The sequence below is a fragment of the Cupriavidus sp. C3SS-1 genome, assembly GCF_057073755.1.
This window is the reverse complement of sequence record NZ_CP172699.1, coordinates 105991-131992: the sequence shown is the minus strand read 5'-3', so window position 1 is coordinate 131992 and position 26002 is coordinate 105991. Positions and strand designations below refer to the sequence as shown.

Annotated in this window: 25 protein-coding genes; 14 read left to right on the top strand and 11 right to left on the bottom strand. The window is 67.8% G+C overall.

The window, feature by feature from the left end; all coding sequences use genetic code 11:
- Positions 1-105 precede the first annotated feature (105 nt).
- The 6 genes from ACIGJC_RS00580 (at position 106) to rfaE2 (ending at position 6319) form a co-directional block, all read left to right on the top strand.
- On the top strand, positions 106-939 hold the full coding sequence (locus tag ACIGJC_RS00580; protein WP_483710109.1) for an enoyl-CoA hydratase/isomerase family protein: 834 nt from the start codon (positions 106-108) through the stop codon (positions 937-939).
- Between the two features lie 73 nt (positions 940-1012).
- Complete coding sequence (locus tag ACIGJC_RS00575; protein WP_483710108.1) at positions 1013-1780, top strand: PhaM family polyhydroxyalkanoate granule multifunctional regulatory protein; 768 nt, start codon at positions 1013-1015, stop codon at positions 1778-1780.
- Positions 1781-1810: 30 nt separating this feature from the next.
- Complete coding sequence (locus tag ACIGJC_RS00570; protein WP_483710107.1) at positions 1811-3094, top strand: patatin-like phospholipase family protein; 1284 nt, start codon at positions 1811-1813, stop codon at positions 3092-3094.
- Positions 3095-3287: 193 nt separating this feature from the next.
- The gene (locus tag ACIGJC_RS00565) at positions 3288-4145 is read left to right on the top strand and encodes a ferritin family protein (protein WP_483710106.1); all 858 of its coding nucleotides are present in this window, start codon (positions 3288-3290) and stop codon (positions 4143-4145) included.
- 660 nt (positions 4146-4805) lie between these two features.
- Complete coding sequence (locus ACIGJC_RS00560) at positions 4806-5759, top strand: LysR family transcriptional regulator (RefSeq protein ID WP_483710105.1); 954 nt, start codon at positions 4806-4808, stop codon at positions 5757-5759.
- Between the two features lie 65 nt (positions 5760-5824).
- Positions 5825-6319 carry a D-glycero-beta-D-manno-heptose 1-phosphate adenylyltransferase gene (gene rfaE2, locus ACIGJC_RS00555; RefSeq protein ID WP_483710104.1) on the top strand — a complete coding sequence of 165 codons (495 nt, stop codon included), beginning with the start codon at positions 5825-5827 and terminating at the stop codon, positions 6317-6319.
- 55 nt (positions 6320-6374) lie between these two features.
- On the opposite strand, the gene ACIGJC_RS00550 is transcribed toward rfaE2, so the two are convergent.
- The 3 genes from ACIGJC_RS00550 to ACIGJC_RS00540 form a co-directional block, all read right to left on the bottom strand.
- A complete protein-coding gene (locus tag ACIGJC_RS00550; RefSeq protein WP_483710103.1) occupies positions 6375-7124 on the bottom strand; it encodes an SPOR domain-containing protein in 750 nt (249 codons plus the stop codon).
- 74 nt (positions 7125-7198) lie between these two features.
- On the bottom strand, positions 7199-8026 hold the full coding sequence (locus ACIGJC_RS00545) for a type III pantothenate kinase (protein ID WP_483710102.1): 828 nt from the start codon (positions 8024-8026) through the stop codon (positions 7199-7201).
- Complete coding sequence (locus tag ACIGJC_RS00540) at positions 8023-8883, bottom strand: biotin--[acetyl-CoA-carboxylase] ligase (RefSeq protein WP_483710101.1); 861 nt, start codon at positions 8881-8883, stop codon at positions 8023-8025. The genes ACIGJC_RS00545 and ACIGJC_RS00540 overlap by 4 nt, the downstream gene beginning before the upstream one ends.
- 183 nt (positions 8884-9066) lie before the next feature.
- On the opposite strand from ACIGJC_RS00540, the gene ACIGJC_RS00535 reads away from it, so the two are divergent.
- The 5 genes from ACIGJC_RS00535 to ACIGJC_RS00515 are packed head-to-tail and all read left to right on the top strand — an operon-like array spanning position 9067 to position 13955.
- Complete coding sequence (locus ACIGJC_RS00535; RefSeq protein WP_483711578.1) at positions 9067-10203, top strand: MlaE family ABC transporter permease; 1137 nt, start codon at positions 9067-9069, stop codon at positions 10201-10203.
- Entirely contained in the window at positions 10200-11072 is an 873-nt protein-coding gene (locus ACIGJC_RS00530) for an ABC transporter ATP-binding protein (protein WP_483710100.1), read from the top strand. The genes ACIGJC_RS00535 and ACIGJC_RS00530 overlap by 4 nt, the downstream gene beginning before the upstream one ends.
- Positions 11069-12010, top strand: a complete 942-nt coding sequence (locus ACIGJC_RS00525) for an MlaD family protein (RefSeq protein ID WP_483710099.1) — start codon at positions 11069-11071, stop codon at positions 12008-12010. Before ACIGJC_RS00530 ends, ACIGJC_RS00525 begins: the two co-directional genes overlap by 4 nt.
- 37 nt (positions 12011-12047) lie before the next feature.
- Positions 12048-12683, top strand: coding sequence for an ABC-type transport auxiliary lipoprotein family protein (locus ACIGJC_RS00520; RefSeq protein ID WP_483710098.1), 636 nt, complete (start codon positions 12048-12050; stop codon positions 12681-12683).
- Between the two features lie 12 nt (positions 12684-12695).
- Complete coding sequence (locus tag ACIGJC_RS00515) at positions 12696-13955, top strand: VanZ family protein (protein ID WP_483710097.1); 1260 nt, start codon at positions 12696-12698, stop codon at positions 13953-13955.
- Positions 13956-13970: 15 nt separating this feature from the next.
- On the opposite strand, the gene ACIGJC_RS00510 is transcribed toward ACIGJC_RS00515, so the two are convergent.
- From ACIGJC_RS00510 to pxpB, 7 genes are all read right to left on the bottom strand, one after another.
- Positions 13971-14201: a hypothetical protein gene (locus ACIGJC_RS00510; RefSeq protein WP_483710096.1), complete on the bottom strand. Its 231-nt coding sequence runs from the start codon at positions 14199-14201 to the stop codon at positions 13971-13973.
- A 61-nt stretch (positions 14202-14262) separates the two neighbouring features.
- Positions 14263-14913, bottom strand: coding sequence for a pyroglutamyl-peptidase I (gene pcp / locus ACIGJC_RS00505; protein WP_483710095.1), 651 nt, complete (start codon positions 14911-14913; stop codon positions 14263-14265).
- 15 nt (positions 14914-14928) lie between these two features.
- Positions 14929-15879 (bottom strand): DUF979 domain-containing protein, encoded by a 951-nt coding sequence (locus ACIGJC_RS00500; protein WP_483710094.1) that lies wholly within the window; start codon positions 15877-15879, stop codon positions 14929-14931.
- Between the two features lie 3 nt (positions 15880-15882).
- Complete coding sequence (locus ACIGJC_RS00495; protein ID WP_483710093.1) at positions 15883-16611, bottom strand: DUF969 domain-containing protein; 729 nt, start codon at positions 16609-16611, stop codon at positions 15883-15885.
- Between the two features lie 91 nt (positions 16612-16702).
- Positions 16703-17443, bottom strand: a complete 741-nt coding sequence (gene pxpA, locus ACIGJC_RS00490) for a 5-oxoprolinase subunit PxpA (RefSeq protein ID WP_483710092.1) — start codon at positions 17441-17443, stop codon at positions 16703-16705.
- Positions 17444-17455: 12 nt separating this feature from the next.
- Positions 17456-18475, bottom strand: coding sequence for a 5-oxoprolinase subunit C family protein (locus ACIGJC_RS00485; RefSeq protein ID WP_483710091.1), 1020 nt, complete (start codon positions 18473-18475; stop codon positions 17456-17458).
- Positions 18472-19122 carry a 5-oxoprolinase subunit PxpB gene (gene pxpB, locus ACIGJC_RS00480; protein WP_483710090.1) on the bottom strand — a complete coding sequence of 217 codons (651 nt, stop codon included), beginning with the start codon at positions 19120-19122 and terminating at the stop codon, positions 18472-18474. The genes ACIGJC_RS00485 and pxpB overlap by 4 nt, the downstream gene beginning before the upstream one ends.
- Before the next feature lie 407 nt (positions 19123-19529).
- Between pxpB and ACIGJC_RS00475 the strand changes: the two genes are divergently transcribed.
- Genes ACIGJC_RS00475 through ACIGJC_RS00465 form a run of 3 tightly spaced genes read left to right on the top strand, consistent with a single transcriptional unit; the run spans position 19530 to position 24904 of the window.
- Positions 19530-21497, top strand: a complete 1968-nt coding sequence (locus ACIGJC_RS00475) for an IucA/IucC family protein (RefSeq protein WP_483710089.1) — start codon at positions 19530-19532, stop codon at positions 21495-21497.
- Positions 21494-22741, top strand: a complete 1248-nt coding sequence (locus ACIGJC_RS00470; RefSeq protein WP_483710088.1) for a rhizoferrin export MFS transporter — start codon at positions 21494-21496, stop codon at positions 22739-22741. Before ACIGJC_RS00475 ends, ACIGJC_RS00470 begins: the two co-directional genes overlap by 4 nt.
- A gap of 48 nt (positions 22742-22789) precedes the next feature.
- Positions 22790-24904, top strand: a complete 2115-nt coding sequence (locus ACIGJC_RS00465; RefSeq protein WP_483710087.1) for a TonB-dependent receptor — start codon at positions 22790-22792, stop codon at positions 24902-24904.
- A 94-nt stretch (positions 24905-24998) separates the two neighbouring features.
- Here the strand turns inward: ACIGJC_RS00465 and lipA are convergent, their stop codons facing one another.
- The gene (gene lipA, locus ACIGJC_RS00460; RefSeq protein WP_483710086.1) at positions 24999-25994 is read right to left on the bottom strand and encodes a lipoyl synthase; all 996 of its coding nucleotides are present in this window, start codon (positions 25992-25994) and stop codon (positions 24999-25001) included.
- Between the last annotated feature and the right edge of the window lie 8 nt (positions 25995-26002).

Sequence of the window (26002 nt, the reverse complement as noted above, 5' to 3'; positions counted from 1 at the left end):
GGCCAGACAGGGCCGTGCCGGATATGCATATAATTTACCGACCGGCCGGTTGGTGAATTGGTCCATGCACCCGGCACGGCGCTTTTTCCATTGCACAGGCCTGCCATGACGACACCTACACCGGCCCCCACGCCGCCCTCTTCCCGCTACGAACGCTATCGCGCCCTCACGCTGCGCCAGCATGGCCCGATCCTGGAGATCATCATGGGCGCGGCGCAGTCCGCCAACCAGAAGCTGGCCACCGCGGATGCCAATATGCACCGCGAGCTGGCCGAGATCTGGCGCGATGTGTCGGCCGACCCCGACGTGCGCGTGGCGCTGATCCGCGGCGAGGGCAAGGGCTTTTCCGCCGGCGGCGACCTGTCGCTGGTGGAGGCCATGGCCAGGGATTTCGAGACGCGCACGCGTGTCTGGCATGAGGCGCGCGACCTGGTCTACAACGTCATCAACTGCGACAAGCCGGTGGTCTCGGCCATGCACGGCCCGGCGGTCGGCGCGGGCCTGGTGGCCGGGCTGCTGGCCGATATCTCCATCGCGGCAAAGACCGCGCGCATCGTCGACGGGCACACGCGCTTGGGCGTGGCGGCCGGCGACCACGCCGCGATCGTGTGGCCCCTGCTGTGCGGAATGGCCAAGGCCAAGTACTATCTGATGCTGTGCGAGTCGGTCAGCGGCGAGGAAGCCGAGCGGATCGGCCTGGTCTCGCTGGCGGTGGATGAAGACGAACTGGTCGGGCGCGCATTTGACGTCGCCAACCGGCTGGCAGCCGGTTCGCAGACGGCGATCCGCTGGACCAAGTACGCCCTCAACAACTGGCTGCGGATGGCCGGTCCCGCCTTCGATTCCTCGCTGGCGCTCGAATTCATGGGCTTTGCCGGCCCCGACGTGCACGAAGGCATGGCGAGCCTGCGCCAGAAGCGGCCGCCTGAGTTCAAGTAGTCCAACGCGATTGGACGGAGGCAGACCGCGGCGTCCCTTGCCCCCCGGCTGGCTCCATGACGGAGCGCATGACATGTTCGGACAGATTCCCGATTTCACCAACGGCTTCGAATTCATGCGCAAGCTGTGGGGCAGCGGCGCGGGCATGCCCGGCAGCCTGATGCCCGGCCTGCAGGCGGCCATGACGCCGCCCATGAACCTTGAAGACCTCGACAAGCGCATCCACGACCTGAAGGCCGTGGAAAGCTGGCTGCAGCTCAACACCAACCTGCTGCACACCACCATCCAGGGCCTGGAGGTGCAGCGCGCCACGCTGGTGGCGCTACAGACCTTCGGCAACGCGCTGTCGCCGGAGGCCATGCAAAGCGCCATGGAAACCGTGGCGCGCGCCGCCACCGAGCCCTCGCCGCAACGTCCGGCCGCCAGTGAACAGCCCGCCCGGGAAACCGCACCGGAACTCGGCGCGCAGGCCGACGCCTCGGCCGAGACTGGCACCGGCAAGGCTACCGAAGAGGCGCCGCCGCCCAACGCATCGCTGTGGTGGGACATGCTGCAGCAGCAGTTCAACCAGATCGCGAGCGGCGCGGCGGCAGCCAGCATTGCGCCGTTCGGCATGAGCGGCTTCGGCGCCGGTACACCGGCCACGGCGGCAAAGCCTGAAGAAAAGCCGGACGACAGGCCGGCCAAGCCTGCCGCCACGGACAAATCGGCAGCCAGCCCCGCGCGCAACGCCGACACCGCACCGAAGGGGGCCACGAAGGATGCGGCCAGGAGCACGGCCGCGCGCAAGAAGCCGTCGGGCGCTGGCAAGACGGCCAAGCCTGCCAACGGCGACAAGTAACTCCGCTGCCCCCCGCCTGCCCGGCGCCGCATGCATCGAGACAATTTCACCCACCACGCCACCACGCCACGCCATGGACACCATGGCGGCGTGCAACGCAACGCCACCGCGCTGATCATGATGGGCGGCGGCGCGCGCGCGGCCTACCAGGCCGGCGTGCTCAGCGGCGTGGCGCGCATTGCCGCGCAGCATGGGCATGCCCATGAACCGATACCGTTCGGCATCCTCGCCGGCACCTCGGCAGGCGCCATCAACGGTGCCGGGCTGGCGATCCAGGCGGCGGACTTCCAGGCCGCCGCGGACAGCCTCTCGGCACTCTGGCACGGCATCCACACCGACGACGTCTACCGCACCGACGTGCTGCGCGCGGGCGTGTCCGGCGCGCGCTGGCTGTCGGCGCTGGCGTTCGGCTGGGTCACGCAGCGGCGCGCGCCGCGCGCACTGCTCGACAACGCGCCGCTGGGCAGCATGCTGGGCGAACTGTTCGACGGCCAGCGCGTGCAGGCGAGCCTCGATGCCGGCGTGCTGCAGGCGTTCGCGGTCACGGCACTGTCCTACAGCACCGGCCGGCACGTGACGTTCTACCAGTCGCACCGCCGCATCCACCCGTGGCACCGCAGCCAGCGCATTGCGGTGCCCGCGCAGATCACGGTGGACCACCTGCTGGCGTCGTCGTCGATCCCGTTCCTGTTCCCGGCCATGGCGCTGGAACTCGATGGCCATCACGAGTGGTTCGGCGACGGCACCATGCGCCAGATGTCGCCACTGTCACCGGCCATCCACCTGGGCGCCGCGCGCGTGCTGGCCATCGGCTCGGCATCGCGGCAGCGTCCCGGCTGGTTCGACACCGTGCCGTCCGGCGGCTATCCGTCGCTGGCCCAGGTCGGCGGGCAGGCGTTGGCGAGCATATTCCTGGACGGGCTTTCGGCCGACCTGGAGCGCCTGCTCCACATCAACCGCCTGCTGGCGCGCATGCCCGAACTGGCGGGCGATGCCGAAGGCTGGCGCCCCGTGCAGGTCATGACAATCTCGCCGAGCGAGCCCATCGAGGCCATTGCCGCCGAGCACCTGCAGCAGTTGCCGCGCACCGTGCGCGCGCTGCTGAGTCCGCTGGGCGGCACCGAGGCGCGCGGAGCCGCGTTCGCGAGCTACCTGCTGTTCGAGCCCGAGTTCACCCAGGCCCTGATCGCACTCGGCGAACGGGACGCCGCGGCCCAGGCCGATGAACTGGCGGCCTTCCTGTATGGCATCATCCCGGGCACGCCGGCGGGCCACGCAGGCGCCGCGCAGATCACCCATGCACACGTCGTATAAAGACAGGCTCACGGCCGACAAGCGCCGCCATTGGCACATGGCTGCACGAGCGTGTCGCTAATCGCCCAAATATGGCGCTGAATCCGCCCGAACCACTGAGATAGTCGTTGCATTTGCGGCGATCCGCCCTAAAAAAGGGAATAGAGAATAATTCGCATCTGGTAGAATCCGCCCGTAATTTCAAAGGCTTACCATGCTCTACCCCGAACTGTTCAAATCGTTGGAAGCGGTCCGCTGGCACATGGACAAGGACATCCCCTGGGATACGTTCGACGCCAGCCTGCTGACGGACGACCAGGCCAAGACCATCCGCATGAACGCCATCACGGAATGGTCGGCCCTGCCGGCAACCGAGATGTTCCTGCGTGACAACCGCCACGACTCCGACTTTTCGGCCTTCATGAGCATCTGGTTCTTCGAAGAGCAGAAGCATTCGCTGGTGCTGATGGAGTACCTGCGCCGCTTCCGCCCGGACCTGGTGCCGACCGAGGAAGAGCTGCACGCGGTGCGCTTCGAGTTCGACCCCGCCCCGCCGCTGGAAACGCTGATGCTGCATTTCTGCGGCGAGATCCGCCTGAACCACTGGTACCGTCGCGCGGCCGAATGGCATTCGGAACCGGTCATCAAGCATATCTACCGCACGCTGTCGCAGGACGAAGCCCGCCACGGCGGCGCCTACCTGCGCTACATGAAGAAGTACCTGGCACAGTTCGGCGACAACGCGCGTGCCGCGTTCGCCAAGATCGGCGTGCTGATGGCGTCGGCGCGCCGCACCGAGAAGCCGCTGCACCCGACCAACCTGCACGTCAACAAGGCGCTGTTCCCGAACGACACCGTGCAGTCGCGCCTGCCCGATCCCGATTGGCTGGAAACGTGGCTCGACGAGCAGATCCGCTTCGACGAAGGCTGGGAAAAGAAGGTTATCGAGCGGATCCTGCACAATATGTCGCTGCTGTTCGAGCGCACCTTCGAAACGGTGCAGGACCTGAACCGCTATCGCAAGGAACTGAACGCCAGCCTGCAGGCCGGCGGCGGCGAGCAACCGGCCTGAACCCCGGACTGACTCCCGCAGACTGAAAAGCCCCATCGGATCGATGGGGCTTTTTTCTTTGGTGCCCGCCGTTTTAGATGGACGAACGCGCCGCCATAGTGACATCCGCTCGAAACCTCCCTGACACGATCATCGTGTAGCGATGGGGCGGAACAACGCGTCAATGCGCTTAAAATCGCCGCGGCATTCAAAGGGGCCAGGATGCTATCGGCAATATTGCCCGCCCAGGTAGTAACGGGTTACCACATCGCTGGCATCGTCGAACACATCCCCCCGCAGCTAGGCTTGCCGTCTGGGTTTCCGGGTTTTTCACGAAACCATTGAAATCACAAGAAAGAAAAATTAAATCACCATCACGGATTAATGTGGTAACGATTTTTTATTATTAATGTTCGTTTTGCAAAACATTAGAAGATTCAATCTAGCCATTTTGTAAGGATCTGAAATATACGATAATATAATCGCACCTCCTGTTCTGGAGAGGACTTGCTGTAGTGCCCATAGCCCGAATGGGTGAGCCACCCTGCGTTGAAGCGGGATCCCATTCCGACATATCCGGATTTTCCACCAAAGCATGGAAATTCCCGGACAAGACCGGTTATTCGATCGGCTGGCATTTTAATTAGGCACGCGGCAACATAATCGCTGGGGAGTTGAATATTGCGTCACATTGATTTCAAGGCCCTCGATGTCTTTCTCCACGTCATGCGCCACGGCGGCATTACCAGCGCCGCCGTGGCACTGGGCATGCGCGCGCCCACGGTGGTCTACGCCATCCGCAAGCTGCGTGAAGTGACCGGCGACCCGCTCTTCCTCGAACGGCGCGGCAACCTGGTGCCGACCGCGCGGGGGCTGAAGCTCGAGAAAGCGGCCTCCGGCATGCTGCAGAACTGGCACGGCCTGATCGAACACAACCGCCAGGCGCCGCGGCTTGCAGGACCCAGGCAGACGCTGCGCATCGGTCTGTCGATGGCAATCGGCGACCCGGCGCTGACGCAAATCCTGGCACGGCTCTCGGCCGCGCTGCCGGAGCGCCAGATCGTCTCCAGCGTGCTCGACAACGGCCGCCAGGTCGGCCAGGCGCTGCGCAAGGGGCTGATCGATTGCGCGGTGACAGTCGACGGCGTGGTATCGCTCGACGGCGTCGCGAGCGAGCACATGCTCAGGGCCCAGCGCTGCATGATCGGCCTGCCGACGGCGGACACCGGCCCGGGCATCGGCCAGCGCGAGCATTGGACCCTGCTCAGCGACGATGCCGATTCCGACAGCCCGGTGCGGCGCTACCTGGCCGGGGCGGCGGATGGCGTGCGGCTGACCGTGGCGCCGTCCTGGAACGGGCAGCTGGCGTTGTGGCGCTCGCGCGGCGGCCTGACACCGGTGCTGAAGTTCAACGTGCCGTGGATCGATGGCGCCAGCGCGGCCTACGTGACCGACGTGCCGCCGGGCTTCCCGGCCTGGGCCAACCTGAGCCTGTTCTACCTGGCCGGATGCGCCGAAGCGCCGTGGCTCGACACGGTGCGGCGGGAGCTGCTGACGGTGCTGCGCGGGATTGCGGCGGCCACCATGCCGCTACCCGCCAATGACGATGCCCTGCCATGGCGGCGTGCCGGCTGAATCGGCTGCCAGCGGACAAGCCGGCGTGAGGTACCATTCCGGGGATGAAACACCTGGCCCCAGACATGTCCGTACCCGCCTTCGAATCCAAACTGACCCTGCCCGACGATGCCGCGGCGCTGGCCGCGCGCATCGCGGCGCTGCCGCGCCCGCTGGTGTTCACCAACGGCGTCTTCGACATCCTGCACCGGGGCCACGCGACCTACCTGGCGCAGGCGCGCGAACTCGGCGCCAGCCTGGTCGTGGGCGTCAACAGTGACGGCTCGGTGCGGATGCTTGGCAAGGGCGACGACCGCCCGCTGAACCATGAATCCGACCGCATGGCATTGCTGGCCGCGCTCGCTTCGGTGGACCTGGTGGCGATGTTCCGCGAGCAGACCCCGGTGGAGCTGATCCGCCAGGTGCGCCCGGATATCTATGTGAAGGGCGGCGACTACGACATCGAGACGCTCGAGGAAACGCGGCTGGTGCGCAGCTGGGGCGGCAAGGCCATCGCCATCCCGTTCCTCCACGACCGCTCGACCACCAAGCTGCTGACCAAGGTCCGGCAGCATCGTTAAGGCAACGGGCCGGCGCTCCGGTCCGCCGTCCGTTTGCTCCACCGGATCCGGATGCTCAGGTGCCGCCGCAGGTCAGCAGCGTCTCGGCGCCGTAGCGCTGGCGCATCGCTTCCAGCCGTGCGCGCGCCGCTTCGTCGGCACCGCGCACGCGCAGCCACGGGCGCATGAACGGGTGCGGCGCGTCAGCCAGCACGGCGGTGCGCACGCCCTGTCCACGCAGGGTCTCCAGGTAGTGTTCGGCGTGTTCGCGCTCGCGGAACAAGCCTAGCGATACCGTGAACGACTCCGCGTCGGGCGTGCCGCTGGTCAGCACCGCGTAGTCGGTCACGTTGCGGCGGCGCAGCTCGGCCAGCTTGCGTTCGAGATTCTCGCGCGTGGGCTGGGCCGGCAGGTGGATCCACCAGCGCACCTGCTCGCGGCGCTCGAACTGCTCGACCTGCCAGGAACCACCGGAAAGGTCTTCGGCCGCACGGCGAACGGCCTGCGCGCTGAACCCGCCGATTTCCACGCACTGGCTGTTGTCGCTGCCCGCTCCCGCTGCCGCTGCCGCAATGACCTTGCCGGCCGGACCCGCGCTGCGCGGAACCGCCTCGGGCGCCGGAGGCGCTGGGCGGAGCTCCATGCGTTCGGTGCGCACCTGCTGCCGCAGCCGTGCCGGTTCGCGCGGCGTGCCGAGCCAGCCCGACATCGGGTCCGGGCCGAACGCGCCCAGCACGGCCGCGAGCAGGACGACGTTTGCCAGCAGCAACAGCGGCAGCAGGATCGACAGCCAGTGCGGCGGGTCGGGCGGGCCAAGGCGGAACATGGGGCGGGGGAATGTGAAAGGGGCGACGCGTGGACGATTGCCGGGGCGCAGCGATAACGGCGGCGGCGTGGCGCTCAGGCCGTTGCCATCGCGTACAGCCCGAGCAGCACGAGATTATCGTGCATCTCGAACGGCACGGCGAGCGCTCCCGCCAGCGCGTCCCGCGCGCCGCCCGACAGCAGGCAACGGGTGCGGCTGCGCGCGCTCAGCGTGTGCCAGGTCCGTTCGACGGCGCCGGCCTGCGCGGCCAGGCAGCCCGCGGCAATGGCGTCATGGGTGTTGTCAGCCCACGACAGGCGCGTGGCGGCTGCGGTGCCGGCGTCTTCCACATCCAGTGCCGGCAGTTGCGCCGTGTTGCGCGCCAGCGTGCCGAGCATCAACGCCAGGCCCGGCAGGATCAGGCCGCCCTCGAAGCATGCCGGGCCGCCGGGCTGCGCCGTGACGATATCGAGCGTGGTCGCCGTGCCGGCCGTGACGATCAGCAGGGTCTCGCCAGGCAGCCAGCGATGCGCGCCGACGCTGCTGACCCAGCGGTCCACGCCAAGCTGCGTGGGCTCGCGATAGCCGTTGACGAGATCGCCGTGGCTGGCCGCGCTGCGCACCCATTGCACCTCGGGGCATTCGCCGAATGCGGCCACCAGCATGGCGTCGACCTGCGCGGCAATCACCGGTCCCGCGACATTGGTGATCCATACCGTCGGCATCGGCCCCTTGCCGCGCAGGTCGCGCAACGCGCAGGCCAATGCGTCCATGGCGCCGTCTTCGGTGTGCGCAAGGGCGCCGCCGTGCCGCCATGGCGTGGGCAGGTGCCCAGGTTCGGCCACGTGCGTCCGGCCAGCCTCGCACCAGGCCCATTTCAGCCTGGTGTTGCCGATGTCGACCAGCAGCAGCGGCGCGCTCATGCCGCGCCCCCGGCGGGCCGCAACGACAGCTCGCCGCTGTTGATGCGCTCCATGCCCGCTGGCGTTTCCAGCAGCAGCTGACCATCGCCGTCGACGCCCCGCGCCATGCCTTCGGCCAGCACCTTGCCATCGTGCAGCAGCCGGACCGGCTGGTCGCGATATGCATCCAGTGCGGACCATGGCGCCGCCATGGGCGCAAAGCCCTGCGCGAGGAACAGCTCGCGCATCGCACCCAGCCGCGCGAGCACGGCGGCCAGCAGCCCCGTGGCGTCGCGCTGCGCATCAAAGCCCGGCAAGGCCTCCGCCACGCCGGCCAGTTCACGCCCGAGCGCAAGCTCCATCTGCGGATCGCGCACCAGGTTCAGGCCGATGCCGATCACGGCCCATACGCGTTGCGGGCCGGCCGGCACGGCCTCGATCAGGATGCCCGCCAGCTTGCGCCCGTCGATCTGCAGGTCGTTCGGCCATTTCAGGCCAACGCGCGCGCCCAGGCCCGCGTCGACATCGCCAAGCGCCTGCGCGAGCGCCAGCCCGACGGCCAGGCTCAGGCCGCTCAGCTGCGACGGCGCCAGCGCCAGCGGCAACGCTACCGAGAACGTCAGCCCCGCCTGCCCCTGCCATGGACGGCCCTGGCGGCCACGGCCGGCAGTCTGGCGGTAGGCCAGCCGCAGGGTGCCCGCATCCGACCACGGCGCCTGCCGGCAGGCCTGCGTCAGGTCGGCGTTGGTGGAGCCGGTCTCTTCGACCAGTTCCAGCGCCCACCCCTGCAGCGACTGGGGCAATGCCGCGCGCAGGACGGCGGCGTCGATGCGCCAGGATGGCGCGTGGGCGGGCTGCGGATCGGGGGCGGCGGTCATCGGAAAGCGAGGAAAGGACGTGGCAAGGGCGTGGAAAGCTGGTAAGCGGCGCCGGTCCGGCCGGCTCCGGGAATCGCCGCGAAGCAAGCGCCGGTTCCAAGGCCGCATTGTAGCCGCGGGCGCCCTTTGCTCGCGCCGCCCCGGCCTGTGGCTTAGAATCGGGACTAAGCCATCACATTGTCCCTGCCCTTGGAAAGTCAGACGACGCCTGCCTTCAACATCACTCGCGAGGACGGAAACGTCAGCGTGCAGCTGTGCGGTGACTGGACCGCGCTGGCGCTGGCCGGTTGCCATCAGGCGCGCACCATGCGCTCCCGGCTGCATGCACTGGCCGATGCGCCCGACGATGCCCACTGGTCGCTGGCCGGCGTGGACAAGCTCGACCACGTGGGCGGGCAACTGCTGTGGCAGGCGTGGAACGGCAAGCTGCCGGAGCGGCTCGATGCCAGCGACGGCCAGCGCCGCGTGTTCGAGCGCATCGCCAACCTGCATAGCGATGGCTGGAAGAAACATATCGTCGAGCGGTTCAACCCGATCACGGAATTCGGCGGCTCGGTGCTGTCGTTCGGCGCGCAGGCCGCCAATGGCGTCAGCATGCTGGGACAGCTCGCCTTCGACCTGATCCGCTTCGCACGCGTGCCGCAGCGCGGACCGTGGCGCGAGATTTCAGCCAATATCTACAACATCGGCTACAAGGCGCTCGGCATCACCGCACTGGTCGGCTTCCTGATCGGCATCGTGCTGTCGTACCTGTCGGCCAACCAGTTGCGCACCTTCGGCGCCAGCACCTTCATCGTCAACATCCTGGGCATGGCCGTGATCCGCGAGCTGGGCCCGGTGCTGGCCGCGATCCTGGTCGCCGGGCGCTCGGGCTCGGCCATCACCGCGCAGATCGGCGTGATGCGCGTGACCGAAGAACTCGACGCCATGCGCGTCATGGGCATTTCCCACGGCTTCCGCCTGATCATGCCGCGCGTGGTCGCGCTGGCCGTGTGCATGCCGCTGCTGGTGGCGTGGACCGACGTGCTGGCACTGGCCGGCGGCATCATTTCCGCGCGCATGCAGCTCGGCATCAGCCCGACCTTCTTCCTGCGCGCGCTGCCCGACGCCGTGCCCGTGGCCAACCTGTGGCTGGGGCTGGGCAAGGGCGTGGCCTTCGGCATGCTGATCGGGCTGGCCGCCTGCCACTTCGGGCTGCGTATCCGGCCCAATACCCAGAGCCTGGGCGAAGGCACCACGGCCTCGGTGGTTGTGTCGATCACCATCGTGATCATCGCCGATGCCATCTTCGCCGTGATGTTCAAGGACGTGGGAATATGACCACCGCGACCCGCCCAACCCCATCGGCGACCTTGCCCGCCGCCTCCTCCACCTCCCGGCCGCCCGCGCGCGGCGAAGCCGTCATCGAGGTGCGCGACCTGGTCAAGCGCTACGGCAAGGCCGTCGTGCACGACGGCGTGAACCTCGATGTGTACCGCGGCGAAGTCCTGTCCATCGTGGGCGGATCGGGCAGCGGCAAGACCGTACTGCTGCGGCAGATCGTCGGGCTGGAGCGGCCCACGTCAGGGTCGATCCGCGTCTTTGGCGAAGACACGGCCCGCCTGAAGCCCGCACAGCTGCAGGCGCTGCGCAATCGCTGGGGCCTGCAGTTCCAGGGCGGGGCGCTGTTCTCGGCCTTGTCGGTCATCGACAATATTGCGCTGCCGCTGCGTGAACTCCGGGCCCTGCCCGACAATCTCATCTGCCAGGCTGCCCTGCTCAAGCTGCAGATGGTGGGCCTGTCGGCGCGCGATGCCGACAAGATGCCGTCCGACCTGTCCGGCGGCATGATCAAGCGGGTGGCGCTGGCGCGCGCGCTGGCGCTGGAACCGGAACTGCTGTTCCTGGACGAACCCACCGCCGGCCTTGACCCGATGGCGTCCGACGGTTACGTCGAGCTGATTCGCGAGTTGCGCCGCGAACTGGCGCTGACCGTGGTGATGATCACCCACGATCTCGACACGCTGGTGGCGCTGTCCGACCGCGTCGCCGCGCTCGCCGACCACAAGGTGCTGGCTGCGGCGCCGATCGAGGAAGTCGTCAAGGTGGACCACCCGTTCATCCGCGAATACTTCCTGGGCGAACGCGCTCAGCGCGCGATGCAGGCCCTGCAGCCGGCCAAGGGCGGCGCGCAACCTGGAGAAGCATGATGGAAAACAAGTCACACGCCTTCCTTGCCGGCCTGTTCACGATCGGCCTGGCCGTGCTGGTGCTGTTCGCGATTTTCTGGTTCAGCAGCGACCACGCCGTGCGCGTGCCGTACGACCTGATCACGCGCTCCACGGTGAACGGCCTGGGGCCGCAGGCGGACGTGAAGTACCGCGGCCTCGAAGTGGGCAAGGTGGTGTCGATCCGCTTCGACCCGCAAGTGCCGGGCCAGATCATCGTGCGCGTCAACGTGAACCAGGACACGCCGATCACGCGGACCACGTATGCCACGCTGGGCTTCCAGGGCGTGACCGGCATCGCCTACGTGCAGCTGGACGACACCGCCGCGGAAGAAGGCGCGGTCACGTCGCCGCCGCTGCGCACCTCGCCCAAGGCCGTGGCGCGCATCGCCATGCGCCCGGGATTCTTCGAAGAACTGGAAAAGCGCGGCGACTCGCTGCTCACGCAGGTCGAGACCATGATGACCTCGCTCAACGACATGTTCCAGACGAACAACCGTGCCGAGCTGATGGCGGCCATCCGCTCGATCCACAAGACCGCTGATGACTACTCGAAGCTGTCGGCGTCGCTCGCGCCCGCGGCGGCGCGGCTGCCGCAGGTGGCCGAGAACCTCAACGTGACGCTGCAATCGACGCGCCGACTCACGCAGGAACTGGCCAACCCGAACGGCACGGTACTGCGCACGGTCGATACAGTCGGGCGCGACCTGCAGGGCGCGGCCGAATCGATCCAGTCCGCCGCCGGCACGCTCAGCCAGGAAACGCTGCCGCAGATCAACGGCCTGGCACGCGACGCGCGCCAGACCGCGCGCACCTTCGAACGCGCCGCCGGTCAGTTCAGCGACAGCCCGAACAGCCTGCTGTTCGGCTCGCCGACGCCGGTGGCGGGCCCGGGCGAGCCCGGCTTCAGCGCGCCGTGACCCATATGCCAGCCCTGATGAACCAACGAGGCCAATCGTGACATCGACACCAGACCTGCCCACCGCACGCCGCGCCGCCGGGAGCCTGTTCGCCGCACTGGCCATTGTGTCCGCTCTTGCTGGCTGCGCGCTGACCCGCTCGTCGCCGCCCGTCACGACCTATGACCTGGGGCCGCCGCTGGCCGCGGAACATTCTGCCGGGACGCTGCCCAAGCTGCCGAAACTAAGAATCGCCCAGACCGACGGCCCGACCTGGATGGAAAGCAATGCGCTGTTTTACCGCCTGCAGTACGCGCAGGCGCAGCGGATGCAGTCCTATGCCACGCAGCGCTGGGTGATACCGCCCACGCAGCTGTTCGATGGCCGCCTGCGCGAAGCCGTGGCCGCGCGCGGTGCGTTGACGTGGTTTGGCGATACCACTGTGCCCGCGCTCAAGATCGACATGCTCGAGTTCGAGCAGGTGTTCGACAGCGCGACCGAAAGCCGCGGCGTGGTGCGCGTGCGCGCCACGGTGTACCTCCACGGCATGATCGGCCAGCAGACCTTCACCGCGCGCGAGCCCGCGCCCAGCGCCGACGGCGCGGGTGGCGTGAAGGCGCTGGCGGACAGCACCGACAAGGTCATCGCCGACATGCTGGCTTGGGCGGCCACCCTGCCCATGCAGGGCAAGTAGGGCGACAGCACCATGGTGCCGGCCCGCACGCCGCCCGCCATGCCGCCGCAGGCGCCACTGCCTGAGGTGGACGCGCCCCGGCACTCGCCGCTGGCGCGAGTGGGGCTGGTGTGCTTCACGCTGCTGGTGGTCTATGCGAGCCTGTACCCGTTCAGCGGCTGGGTCGACAACGGCATCTCGCCGTTTGCGTTCCTGACGGCGCCCAAGCCGCGCTACATCACCGAGTTCGACCTGCTCACCAACGTGCTCGGCTACTGTCCGTTCGGCGCGCTCGTCGTGCTCGCGCTGCATCCGCGCATGTCCGGTGCGCGCGCCACGCTGATCGCACTGGTGGCGGGTGCGCTGCTCTCCGCCTGCATGGAAGCGCTGCAGACCTGGCTACCGAGCCGCATCTCGTCGAACATCGACCTCATCACCAATGCGCTGGGCGCGCTGCTCGGCGGTGCCGTGGTGGCGCCGTTCACCTCCGCGCTGATCGACCGCGGCACGCTCACACAGCTGCGCAGTGCGTGGTTCGAGCCGCATGCGAGCTTTGCCATCATCCTGCTGATGCTGTGGCCGTTCGCGCAGATATTTCCGCAAGAGCATCTGTTCGGCATGGGCGGCATCGTGCGCGAATGGCTGACCGATCCGGACTCATGGCCGATGCAGGTTTTGCAGATGCTGGTGCCGTCGCTGCCGGCATGGCAGGAAAGCATTGGCCTGCGTCCTGACGACATGCAGAGCCAGCAGTTGCTGGAAACGATGGTGACAGCCAGCAGCTGGCTTGGCACCGGCCTGTTCGCTTCGATCTCGATGCGGCGGCACGCGCCGATGCTGCGCATCCTGGCCGGACTGCTTGCCGCGGCGCTGCTGCTCAAGGCCGCGGTGGCGGAACTGCAGTTCCCCGACGGCAACGCTTTCATCTGGCTGTCCGAAGGCGGCCGCTTCGCGCTGCTAACGAGTTCTCTGGCGCTGGCGCTGTTGCTGTACGTGCCGCGCTGGCTGCGCGCGGTGCTCGCCATGGCTGCGCTGATCACGCTGGTCATGCTCACCAATGTGCTGCCATCGAATCCGTATGCGTGGATTTCCGAGCAGGGCTGGCGGATGGGACGGTTTGTGCATTTCAACAGCCTGGCGCAGTGGCTGGGCTGGTTGTGGCCGTTCCTGGCGTTCTGCTATGTGATGTGGCGGTTTGAACAGGTGAGCCTGATCCGGCATGAGCGTCGCAAGGCGGCTGCGGCGCGGCGGGAAGCGGTCAAGCGGGAGAAGGTGGTGGTGTCGGGAGATTGACGGAGGCGCGCCCCATCAGAACGCCAATCCCATCTGCGCGGCAATGTGGGTGCCGTGGGTACGGAGGTTGTCCGGCTTGCTGACCGGCGTGCCGAGCGTGACCTCATCCGACAGCGCGGCAAGGCTCCCTAGCCGCCATCGTCCACGTGCCCCGATGACCGCGCCCATCAGCGTCTGTCCAACCTGGAACGCCGCCGACGGGCCGCTGACGTGGCCCATGTCGAAGCCTACGAACGGGTCCCTCACCCCCGGCCCCTCTCCCGCGAGCGGGAGAGGGTAGGAACCATCGGTGTCGTAATCCGGGCGCTCAATGCAATTGCCCGCCCTGCTCCCGCACATCGACTTCCGTTGCCAGCGTGGTGGCAACAGCCTGGCGGATGCCGCGGATCATCATCTCCAGCGACATGCTGGGCTGGCCCGGATGGCGCGCGGCCTGCTCGGGCAGATAGGGAATATGAATAAACCCGCCACGCACGCCTGCGCAGCCAGGGGCAGCAAGGCAATGCATCAGGCCATAGAACACGTGGTTGCAGACGAACGTTCCCGCCGTTTGCGATACAGCGGCAGGCACGCCGGCCGCCCGCATGTCGCGCGCGATCGCCTTGATCGGCAGCGTGGAGAAGTACGCAGCGGGACCTTGCGCAGCAATCACCGTGTCGATCGGTTGCGCGCCGGCGTTGTCGGCAATGCGGGCATCGTCGACATTGATCGCCACGCGCTCGACCGACATTTCCATGCGTCCGCCCGCCTGCCCGACCGCGATGGCCACTGCGGGCTTCAGCTCGCGCAGCAGCGCGTCCATGGCATCGATCGCCGCGCCGAACACGCAAGGCAACTGGCGCGCGACGACCACGGCATCGCCGATGCGCTCGCCATCGAGCGCGCGCACCGCTTCCCAGGATGGATTGATCGGCTCGTTCTCGAACGGCTCGAAGCCGGTGAGCAATACGGTGCGCATGACGGGTCTCCGGATTTACATGAGGAAATACAGCAGCGCGATGTTCGCGACGAGAATCGCCAGCGCGGTCGGCACCTGCGCGCGAATCACGGCGTTCTTGTCTTCGAGTTCGAGCAGCGCGGCCGGCACGATGTTGAAGTTCGCCGCCATCGGCGTCATCAGCGTACCGCAATAGCCCGAGAACATGCCGATCGCCGCCATCACCGCCGGGTTGCCGTGGAACATGCCAACCAGGATCGGCACGCCGACACCACCCGTCATGACCGGGAACGCCGCAAAGCCATTGCCCATGATCACGGTGAACAGCGCCATGCCGACGCAGTACACCACCACGGCAACGAGCTTGTAGTCCATGTTGATGTAGGCCGTGGTCAGGTGTGCCACGGCCTTGCCCACGCCGGCATCGGCGAACACCAGGCCCAGCATGGCCAGCATCTGCGGCAGCACCAGCGCCCAGCCGAGCGATTCCGTCAGCCGGCGCGATTCGCGCACGCCTTGCGCAACCGTGTCGCGCGTGAGCCAGCACACTACGCCCAGCGAGATCAGGCAGCCGATGCCGAGCGAAACGAAAGTCACGTTCTTCGGATCGAGCAGGGGAATGCCGGCGATCTTCACATCCTTGAACAGCACGGTGCCGATCACGGTCACCACAGGAATCAGCAGCGCCGGGATGAACAGCTTGTTGCCGAGGCGGCGCGCGCTGGCGCGGCGCTCGTCTTCGGGCAGCGTGTCGTGCTTGCCGTGGCCGACGCCGCCGAAGCCGGCAATCAGCGCCATCACCACGGCGCCAATGCCCACCGCCGCGGGCGGCAGGCGGTCACCGATCAGGAAGACCGCCGCATACAGCAGCCAGAACAGGCCCGTGCTGAAGCGGCGCGGATGCTCGCGGTCGGCAAAGGTCAGCAGCGCGGTAATGGCCAGCACCAGGCCCGCCAGCCAATACAGGTACTCGATGGAAATGATCATGGCTTACTCCCCGCTCTTGGCAGCGACATCGGCAGCGGCGGCCTTGCCGCCAAGCTCGCGCTCGAGCCAGAAGTCCAGGCGCCTCAGGCGGACAGCGTGGATCAGGAACGCGCAGACCGCGGTCGGGATGCCCCACACGGCAATGTGCAGCGGCTCCACGTCGATGTTCGACGACAGCAGGAACGTGTGCATCAGCGCGATAGCGCCGAACGCCACGAAGATGTCCTCGCCAAAGAACAGCCCCACGTTGTCGGTGGCGGCGCAGAACGCCAGTACGCGCTGACGCACCGGCTCCGGCAGGTGGCCGAAGCGGTTCTCCGCGGCGCCTTCCGCCATCGGCGCCAGCAGCGGGCGCACCATCTGCGGGTGGCCGCCGAGGCTGGTCAGGCCGACGGCCGCGGTCAGCTCGCGCACGCCGAGATAGACAATGAGCAAACGGCCGACGGTGGCCGACGCGATGCGCGCGATCCAGGCCTGCGCATGCTCGCGCAGCCCGTGCCGCTCCAGCAGGCCGATCACGGCCAGCGGCAGCAGGATGATCAGCGGCAGGTTGCGCGCCTTGACGAAGGCGGTGCCGATCGCGGAGAAGATCTGCATCACCGGCATCGATGCGGCAATGCCCGTGGCAATGGCCGCAAGGGCCACCACCAGCATGGGATTGAAGCGCAGCACAAAGCCGAGGATGATGACGCCGACCCCGACAAGGGGCCATAGGTTGACTGCCTGTTCCATGTGGGCACCAATAGAAGTGTGATGGAGGCGAGCGACCTTCAGCCGTCAGACTGCACGACAGGGAAAGCCGCGGGAAATGCCGGTTGCCGACCTAGGCTCCGGCGCGGACTGCAATGCCTTCGGCGCCGAGCCGTTCGCGGATGCGGCGCGCAAAGGCCAGTGCATGGGAGCCGTCGCCGTGCAGGCACACGGTCTCGGCGCGGATCGGTACCCAGTTGCCGTCGATGGCGCGCACGCGCTGCTCGCGCACCATGGTCAGCGTCTGGTTCAGGGCGACTTCCTCGTCTTCATGCAGCGCGCCCGGCGTGCCGCGCTTGACGAGCGAGCCGTCGGGGTTGTAGCCGCGGTCGGCAAAGACTTCTTCCTTGACGCGCAGGCCAGCCTGGCGCGCCACGTCGATCATCTTGCTGCCGGCCAGCCCGAAGAAGACCAGATCGGAGTCGAAATCGCGCACGGCACGCACGATGGCCCCGGCCAGCGCCGGGTCGCGCGCGGCCTGGTTGTACAGCGCGCCGTGCGGCTTCACGTGATGCAGCTGGCCGCCCTGTGCGCGCACGATCGCGGCGAGCGCGCCGATCTGGTACAGCACGTCCGCATAGACCGCTTCGGGGTCGCGCTGCATCTCGGTGCGGCCGAAATTCTCGCGGTCGGGGAAGCTCGGGTGCGCGCCGATGGCCACGCCCTTTTCAATGGCCCACTTCACGGTCTGCAGCATGGTGGCGGCATCGCCCGCATGCCAGCCGCACGCAACGTTGGCGGAACTGATCAGCGCGAGCAGCGCCTCGTCATTGCCGCAGCCTTCGCCAAGGTCGGCATTCAAATCGATCTGCATTGCGGTTCTCCCTCAGGCTGCGGCGCGCGTGCGGGTACGGCGGCGCGCGGCTATGGTCATGCCATCGCCCTGCCATTGCAGGGCCTGGTCGATCTGGCGCAGGTAGCGATCCACCGCTGCCTGCGCGGCGGCGGCCTCTTCGAGCGTGACGCGCACGAAACGTACCGGCGCGCCCAGCGGCACCTGCGCCAGGCGCCACAGGTCGGCGCCGATCACGACGCCGATCTTCGGGTAGCCGCCGGTGGTCTGCGCATCGGCCATCAGCGCGATCGGCTGTCCCGCCGGGGGCACCTGGATCACGCCCGGCACCACGCCGTGCGAAAGCAGGTCGGCACTGCATTCGGCCTTGCGCTCCAGTGCCGGCCCCTGCAGGCGCAGGCCCATGCGGTTGCTGTTCGGCGTGATGGTCCACTCGGATTCCCACAGCGCGGCCTGCGCAGCGGGTTCGAAATCGTCGTACTCGGGGCCGGGCAGCATGCGGATCGGCATGACGCCGCCGGCATCGGCACACGGCAGCGCCCACGACGGCGCTTGCACGCCGAGCCAGTCGGAGCCCTCGGCCACGCCGGGGCGTGCGGCGGCAAGGCGGTCGCCCTCACGCAAGGCACGGCCGGCAAAACCGCCGAAACCGGCTTTGAGGTCAGTGCTGCGCGAGCCCATGACAGGCTCCACATCGATGCCGCCCGCCACGCACAGGTAGACGCGCGTGCCGCCGCGCGTCGCGGGCAGCGTGAGCGTCTCGCCACGGTGGACATCGAAGGCATGCCACGACCAGACCGATACGCCGTCGAGGTTGGCGTTGCACTCGGCGCCGGCCAGTGCCACGCGCATATCTTCGTGGAAACGCACGGCCGCACGGCCGAGCGTGAATTCGACCGCGGCACAGCCGGCGGCGTTGCCGAGCAGCCGGTTGCCGATGGTCAGCGCCAGCGGATCCATGGCGCCCGCAAGCCCCACGCCAAAGCGGCGAAAGCCGGTGCGGCCAAGGTCCTGCACGGAGGCCAGCGCACCAGGCCGGACGATCTCGATCACGCGATGACCTCCTCGGCAACAAAACGCACGGTATCGCCGGGGGCAAACAGCGAAGGCGGGTCGCGGTCGGCCACGAACAGCGCGGCGTCGGTTCGCCCGATCAATTGCCAGCCGCCGGGGGCGGCAGCCGGATAGATGCCGGTCTGCTCGCCGCCGATGCCCACGGAGCCGGCCGGGACGGCCAGCCGCGGCTCGCGTCGGCGCGGCGTGGCCAGCTCCGGCGCCAGTCCGCCCATGTAGGCGAAGCCTGGCTGGAAACCCAGGAAGTAGACGACGTACTCGCCAGCGCTGTGGCGGCGCACCACTTCCTGCGCGCTCAGGCCCGTATGCGCAGCGACGTCGGCCAGGTCGGGCCCATGCTCGCCGCCGTAGCGCACGGGAATTTCCACGAGCCGGCCGGCGGCCTGGCTCGCCTCGCCCGAGGCCCAGGCGAGCTTCAGGTTGCGCTCCAGCGCGGCCACATCGGCGGCCTCGTCAAAGATCACCGTCAGGTTGTTCATGCCGGGCACGACATCGACGACGCCGCGCCAGTCGGACGCGCGCGCCGCCATGGCCCAGATGCGGCGCTGCGCCGCGAGCGAAGCCGGCGGCGGCACGCTGCAGAGCAGCGCCTGTTCGGCAAGACGGCGGACGGTGCATTGGGGCATGGCGACTAGAGGTGAAAACAAGGCTGGCCACGGTATATGCAGTGTAGGCAGCAAAATACCGGGGCACGAAGAGCGTCGAAGGACGCTCGCGCGATTTAATAGCACTTCATCGACAATTTATCGATGAATTCATCATATCGAAACCCTGTCATGGCGGGCACCGGGGATGACCCTAGGTTTCCGCTGGGCCCGGACGGAATTCCGTATGACACAGATCGAGGAGGAGGCCAAAAAGCCATATATAATTGCAAATGATATTCGTTTGCGTTTAAACTACCGCGCAGAAAAAAGCGCGCCATTCCCGGATCGCGTATCCGGTCCTCGATCGGTCCCTACATCAGGCCCCCTTGCGTCGCTGGGCGAGTTTCTGGCTCGTCCGCACGCGTCAATGACCTGTAGGAGCCATCGTGCAACGCCAAGCCGATTCCGCCGCCCTTGCAATCCCTGTCGCCGCGGCCGACAACCTGTCTTTCGAAGCGATTCCCGCGCTCGCCCAAGCCGGCGTCCGTGCCCCGCACTGGTCCGAGGCCCGGCAGATGGCACGCCGGCGCGTGCTGTCGCGCCTGTTGCAGGCGCTGTTTCGCGAAGCCCTGCTCAGTCCCGACCAACTGATCGTCGACACGTGTGCGGACGTCACGCTGCTGCCGGTCTGGCAGCAACGTGTGCTGCTGAGCTTCACCGGCCTTCGCCCGGGGGCGCTTGGCAGCTGGATCCTGGCCGGCGACGTGACCGTGCTCGCGCACGGTCGCCCGCCCATTCCTGTCGAGCGGCCGTCTGCCCTGCTCGATTGCCTCGGGCCGCTGCTCGACACGCAGGAGGCCGGGGCCGAGAGCCCGGCCGCCATCATCCGGCTCGCGACCGAACTCGACAACAGCCAGGACAACGACACGCTGTGCCAGGCGTACCGGCTTGCCTGGGGTGAACGGCTGGCGGCCGAACGCGCCGCCAGCGGAGCACGGGACGCCATCAGCCTGCTTGCGGGCGATGGCACGCCACCAGCCCTGGCGCGCACCGAGCAATGGGGCACGGGTGGCCATCCCTGGCACCCGGCTTGCAAGACCCGCCTGGGGTTGGCACCGAGTCAGGTGATCGCGTTATCGCCGGAGTTCGAGGCTCAGGTGCAGGTCGGCCTGACCGCGGTGGCCGCGCACCGTGTCAGTGTGACGACGATGGAAGGCACGCCGCAGTATGTCGCGTGGTTCGCCGCCACCTTCCCCGAGGCGATGGCCGGGTTCCGCCAGGCACTGGCGCAACGCGGACTCGCAGCCGAGGCATGGCTGCCCTTGCCCGTGCATCCGTGGCAGCGCGATGCGGCGTTGCGCGAGACCTTTGCCGCCGAACTGGCCACCGGCGAGCTGATTCTCCTGCCCGACCTGTCCATCGCCGCACGCCCGACCATGTCGTTCCGCACCGTGGCTGCCGACGGTGCGCCGGGCGGCCCGATGCTCAAACTGCCCGTCAGCATGAGGCTGACCAGCGTGGAACGCACGGTATCCCCCAAATCCGCCGTGATGGGGCCACGCGTCAGCACCCTGCTCGAGCGCATCTTGTCCGGCGATGCGGCGCTTGCGCGCGTGCTGTCGGTCGTTCCCGAACGCCATGGCCTGCATCTGATCGACGCCGACGACAATCGTGCGCGCCATCTGTCGATGATCGTGCGCGACAACCCGACCACATGCATTGCGGGCAACCAGCGCCTGCTGCCGGTCGGTGCGTTGTTCACCCCGGACTTCACCGCCGACATGACGGGCGCTGCCGCGCCTGTGCTGCTCGACACCGTGCTCGCGCGCCAGGCCAACGGCAGCCGCGCCGAGCGCGCCATGCGCTTCTTCGACGCCTATCTGCGCGTGGCGATTCCGGCTATCGTTGGGCTCTACCTGCGCTACGGCATCGCGCTGGAAGCGCACCAGCAGAACACCTTCGTCGCGATCGACGCGGCAGGCATGCCGCAACGGCTGGTGGTGCGCGACTTCGGCGACGTGAAGATCGCGCTGCCCGCGCTCGAGGCGCAAGGCTTCTCCATCTCGCCGTTCCGTGCCGGCCACACCACCTACCCCGATCGCACCATTGCGCGCAGGAAGCTGATCCATGCCTTCCTGCTGTGCCATATCGGCGAACTGGCGCTCGCGCTGTTCCCCGAGCACGGCAGCGCGCAGGGCCTGCGCCAGTGGCATGAGGCCATGCACGCCGTGTTCGAACAGCATCGGACCTTGCTGGATGCCGATACATGGGCACACGAGCGTCACGCGCTGCTGCAGGCACCGTGGACCTTCAAGACCTTCGTGCGCATGCGCCTGCGCGACCAGTCGGACGACATGCACGCCACGCTGCCCAATCCATTGGCGAACATGGCAGCGCCGGCGGTGCCCGCATGAATCCGTCGACTGACGCCGGCGCCTGGCGCCGCGCCATCCGGTGGCTGCTCGCCATCCAGGCGCTGTCGATGGGCGCGATGGAAATGACCGGCCCGTTCTGGCCACTGTTCCTGCGCGAACTGGCGCCGCTGCCGCACGTGCCGTTCGCATGGGTGGCCAGCGCGGCATACTTCGCGCCGATGGCCGCCACGCTGCTGACCGCGCCGTGGTGGGGACGCCTTGCCGACCGCACCGGCCCCAAGCCGATGATCCTGCGGGCACTGATCGCGCTGGCGGCATCACAGCTATGGACGGTGTATGCCGATTCCGCCGCCAGCGTGCTGCTGGCGCGTACCGTGCAGGGCGGGCTGGCCGGCTTCCTGGCGGCGGCACAGGTCTACGCGATGCGCGTGGCACCGGCCGATGCGCGTCGCCGCGTCTTCGCCGACCTGCAGACCGTCACCGCCTGCGGCAGCTTCATGGCGCCGCCGGTTGGCGCATGGCTGGTGGGCTCGATGGGCTTCCGGCTGGCCAACGCAACCGGCGCGGCCATCATCCTGGCTTGCATTCCGCTCGCCATGCTGTGCCTGCCATCGGCCAGCCCGGCGCCGCGCCGCCAGGCGCCTCTCACCGCCACGGCAACTGCGGCGGCCCACACGCCGCTGGGCGGCCTGGTCATCGGCCTGCTGCTCGGCACCGTGGCCGTGCAGGCCGCGCGCATCATGCCGCAGGCCTTCCTCGCGCCGTACATCACCGAGACGCTGCACGGTTCGGTGATGCTGGCCGGCATCGCCTACAGCGCCACGGCGGCCACGCTCGCGCTGTCGGCGCGCTGGTGGGCAAGGCGCTTCGCCGGCTTGCCGATCGACCTCACGCTGGGACGCGTCTGCGCGCTCACGGCCGTGTGCGCAGCCACGGCGCTGTGGCAAGGCTACGCGCAGGGCGAAACCGGCTTCATCGCCGCGCGCCTGGCGTGGGGGCTTTGCCTCGGCGGCCTGCTTCCGGTGCTCAACAGCCTGGTGGCCGAAGCCAGTCCGGAAGACCGCCAGGGCTTCGCCCTGGGCCTGTGCAGCAGTGCGGCCAAGGGCGGCGCGCTGGTTGGCCTGGGCGTGGCCGCGGTCTCGATCGGGCTATTCGGCTGGCGTGCGGGATTCGTCGCCATGGCGGCCGTGTACGGCGTGGCCCTCGTGACGCTGCTGTTCGTGCGCTGGGCAGCCACACCTGCTGCCACAGCCTCGGCGCGCCTGACCATGCCCGGCGGCTGACTTTGCCGCATCACCAATCGGATCAACTTTCTTTTCATGGAAACTGCAATGCCAACGAAACGGCTGTGCCTGTCCCTGGCCATCCTTGGATCCCTGCCGCTAGCGCCTGGCGCCCGTGCCGCCGAGGGGGCGCCCGACGCAGGCACGCTGCCGGCCGCCACCGTCTCGGCCAAACGCGACGACACGAGCTACGACGCGCCAGTCTCGGGCACCGCCACCAAGATCCCGGTGCCGTTGCGCGAGATTCCGCAATCGATCAACGTCGTGCCGCACGCGGTGATCGAGGACCAGAACGCGCTCTCGATCAATGACACGCTGCGCAATGTGCCGGGCGTGTCGGCGTCGCTCGGCGATGCGCAGCGCGACCAGGTCACCATCCGCGGCTTCTCGTCGATCAACGACCAGTACGTGGACGGCCTGCGCGACGATTCGCTGTACTTCCGCGACTTGTCGAACATCGACCGCATTGACGTGCTGAAAGGTCCGTCCGCCGTGCTGTACGGCCGCGGCTCCGCGGGCGGCATCATCAACCGCGTGACTAAGAAGCCGGTGACGCCGACCATGGCGGAGATCGGCGTGCTGTTCGGCACCGAAGGCCAGAAGCGCGCCGATTTCGACCTGAACACCTCGGTCGGCAACGACGCCGTGCGCGCGCGCCTGACCGGCGCCGTGGAGGACTCCGGCGGGTTCCGCAACGACTACTTCCTGCGCCGGCAGGCGATCGCGCCGTCTCTCCTGTTCAACCTGGCACCCGACACCAAACTCACTCTCCAGTTCGATTACCTGCACGACAAGCGCATTGCCGACCAGGGCATCCCGTCGTACCACGGCCGTCCCGCGAACGTGCCGATCAGCACGCGCTACGGCTCGGCCAACGCGGGCGATGGCAATGTCGACAGCACGGTCAAGAGCGCGACCGCCACGCTGGACCACCGTTTCAACGACAAATGGTCGTTCCACAGCGCGGTACGCACCTACGAATACTCGCTCGGCCGCAACAACTATGTGACGGTCAAGAGCGTGAACGACGGCCCGATCCCGACCGTCACGCTCAACGTCAACCAGCGCAACCGCAGCGACCGCGGCACCTTCTGGCAGAACGAACTGACCCAGAAGGCCGAGACCTGGGGCATCGAACACACGCTGCTGTACGGCATCGAACTGGGCTACCAGGACAAGAGCGACCGCGTGGCGGGCCTGCGGCAGAGCTTCACCTACAACCTGTTCGACCCGGTGCTGCAGGTGCTGCCGACGGTGCCGGCCAGCGCGGTGCCCAACAACTACGGCCTGTCGCGCAACGAGACCTACGCCATGTACGCGCAGGACCTGATCAGGCTCTCGCCGCAGTGGACGGTGCTGGCCGGCCTGCGCTACGAGCTCCTCAAGCAAAGCCGCGACGACCTGACGCCGAAGAACCAGGACATCGCGCGCAACGACCGGCCGTTCAGCCCGCGCGTGGGTGTGGTCTATCACCCGGTCGAGCCGCTGTCGCTGTATGCCATGGCCAGCCGCTCGTTCCAGCCGGTGTCCGACAGCTTCGTGTTCTTCCCCAACAGCAGTTCGCTGGCCCCGCAGTCGACCACCAACTACGAGATCGGCGCCAAGTACGACCTGTCCGCCGGCGCCAGCGTGACGGCCGCGCTGTTCGACATGAAGCAGACCAACCTGACGTCGGCCGACCCCGTCACGCTGCAGGGCGTGCCCATCGGCACGCAGCGCACGCGCGGGCTGGAGCTGTCGTTCACTGGCGAGATTGCCAGGGCGTGGTCGCTGATCGCCAGCTATGCCTACCTGAACGGACGCCTGGATAATCCGTACGACAAGAGCGGCGGCGTGGCCGTCAGCGGCAACCAGCCGTCGCTCACGCCACGGCATAGCGGCTCGCTGTGGCTCAAGCACGACCTGCCGTACGGCTTCTACGTGGCCGGTGGCATGCGCGCCGAAAGCGCGCGCTTCGCTTCGCAATACAACGTGACGACGCTGCCGGGCTATATGACCGTAGACCTGGGCGCCGGTTATCGCAGCCGCCATGTCGACGTGACGCTGACCCTGCAGAACCTGTTCAACCGCGCCTACTTCATCTCGGCCCACGGCGCGGCCGAGAACTACAACATGCCCGGCGCGCCGCGCACGGCGCTGCTGGCGTTGCGCTACAAGATGTAGGACTGCGGGCAAGACGCCAAAAGCAAAACGCGCCGGCCGGGAAGAACCCGGCCGGCGCGTCAGCGTGGCTGCGTGACAGCGTCAGGCGAAGCGCTCAGGCAAACCCGGCTTGATGCGCCTGCTGGTCGGCGTGGTACGAACTGCGCACCATCGCGCCCACGGCGGCATGCGTGAAGCCCATCTTGTAGGCCTCTTCCTCGAACATCCTGAAGGTGTCGGGATGCACGTAGCGCAGCACCGGCAGGTGGTGGTTCGACGGCGCCAGGTACTGGCCGATGGTCAGCATGTCGATGTCGTGCGCGCGCATGTCGCGCATGACTTCGAGGATTTCCTCGTCGGTCTCGCCCAGGCCGACCATCAGGCCGGACTTGGTCGCCACGTTCGGGTTGCGGCGCTTGAATTCCTTCAGCAGCGTGAGCGAGTGCGCGTAGTCGGCGCCCGGGCGGGCCTGCTTGTACAGGCGCGGCACGGTTTCCATGTTGTGGTTCATCACATCCGGCGGGCAGCCCTGCAGGATGTCCAGCGCCTTGTCCAGGCGGCCGCGGAAGTCAGGGACGAGCACTTCGATGCGGGTCACCGGCGACAGTTCGCGGGTCTGGCTGATGCAGTCCACGTAGTGCTGGGCGCCGCCGTCGCGCAGGTCGTCGCGGTCGACGCTGGTGATCACCACGTAGTTCAGCTTGAGCTGGGCGATCGTGCGCGCCAGGTTGCCCGGCTCGTTCACGTCGAGCGGATCGGGGCGGCCGTGGCCGACGTCGCAGAACGGGCAGCGGCGCGTGCACTTGTCGCCCATGATCATGAACGTGGCCGTGCCCTTGCCGAAGCATTCGCCGATGTTCGGGCAGCTCGCTTCCTCGCACACCGTCACCAGGTTGTTGGCGCGCAGGATGTCCTTGATCTCGTAGAAGCGCGAGTTGCCGGTGGCGGCCTTCACGCGGATCCAGTCCGGCTTCTTGAGCTTTTCGGCCGGCACGATCTTGATGGGGATGCGCGCGGTCTTGTCGGCAGACTTCTGCTTGCGGGTCGGATCGTACTGCTCCGCGGGGGATTGCGGGGCTTCGCTGGAGGAGGCGATCAGGGCGTCGCTCATAAATTTCT

Excerpts from the sequence above, each read along its gene's own strand:
- ACIGJC_RS00580 (WP_483710109.1), top strand. The coding sequence starts at position 106 with ATGACGACACCTACACCGGCCCCCACGCCGCCCTCTTCCCGCTACGAA.
- ACIGJC_RS00575 (WP_483710108.1), top strand. The coding sequence starts at position 1,013 with ATGTTCGGACAGATTCCCGATTTCACCAACGGCTTCGAATTCATGCGC.
- ACIGJC_RS00570 (WP_483710107.1), top strand. The coding sequence starts at position 1,811 with ATGCATCGAGACAATTTCACCCACCACGCCACCACGCCACGCCATGGA.
- ACIGJC_RS00565 (WP_483710106.1), top strand. The coding sequence starts at position 3,288 with ATGCTCTACCCCGAACTGTTCAAATCGTTGGAAGCGGTCCGCTGGCAC.
- rfaE2 (WP_483710104.1), top strand. The coding sequence starts at position 5,825 with ATGTCCGTACCCGCCTTCGAATCCAAACTGACCCTGCCCGACGATGCC.
- ACIGJC_RS00550 (WP_483710103.1), bottom strand. The coding sequence starts at position 7,124 with ATGTTCCGCCTTGGCCCGCCCGACCCGCCGCACTGGCTGTCGATCCTG.
- ACIGJC_RS00545 (WP_483710102.1), bottom strand. The coding sequence starts at position 8,026 with ATGAGCGCGCCGCTGCTGCTGGTCGACATCGGCAACACCAGGCTGAAA.
- ACIGJC_RS00540 (WP_483710101.1), bottom strand. The coding sequence starts at position 8,883 with ATGACCGCCGCCCCCGATCCGCAGCCCGCCCACGCGCCATCCTGGCGC.
- ACIGJC_RS00530 (WP_483710100.1), top strand. The coding sequence starts at position 10,200 with ATGACCACCGCGACCCGCCCAACCCCATCGGCGACCTTGCCCGCCGCC.
- ACIGJC_RS00525 (WP_483710099.1), top strand. The coding sequence starts at position 11,069 with ATGATGGAAAACAAGTCACACGCCTTCCTTGCCGGCCTGTTCACGATC.
- ACIGJC_RS00515 (WP_483710097.1), top strand. The coding sequence starts at position 12,696 with ATGGTGCCGGCCCGCACGCCGCCCGCCATGCCGCCGCAGGCGCCACTG.
- pcp (WP_483710095.1), bottom strand. The coding sequence starts at position 14,913 with ATGCGCACCGTATTGCTCACCGGCTTCGAGCCGTTCGAGAACGAGCCG.
- ACIGJC_RS00500 (WP_483710094.1), bottom strand. The coding sequence starts at position 15,879 with ATGATCATTTCCATCGAGTACCTGTATTGGCTGGCGGGCCTGGTGCTG.
- ACIGJC_RS00495 (WP_483710093.1), bottom strand. The coding sequence starts at position 16,611 with ATGGAACAGGCAGTCAACCTATGGCCCCTTGTCGGGGTCGGCGTCATC.
- pxpA (WP_483710092.1), bottom strand. The coding sequence starts at position 17,443 with ATGCAGATCGATTTGAATGCCGACCTTGGCGAAGGCTGCGGCAATGAC.
- pxpB (WP_483710090.1), bottom strand. The coding sequence starts at position 19,122 with ATGCCCCAATGCACCGTCCGCCGTCTTGCCGAACAGGCGCTGCTCTGC.
- ACIGJC_RS00470 (WP_483710088.1), top strand. The coding sequence starts at position 21,494 with ATGAATCCGTCGACTGACGCCGGCGCCTGGCGCCGCGCCATCCGGTGG.
- ACIGJC_RS00465 (WP_483710087.1), top strand. The coding sequence starts at position 22,790 with ATGCCAACGAAACGGCTGTGCCTGTCCCTGGCCATCCTTGGATCCCTG.
- lipA (WP_483710086.1), bottom strand. The coding sequence starts at position 25,994 with ATGAGCGACGCCCTGATCGCCTCCTCCAGCGAAGCCCCGCAATCCCCC.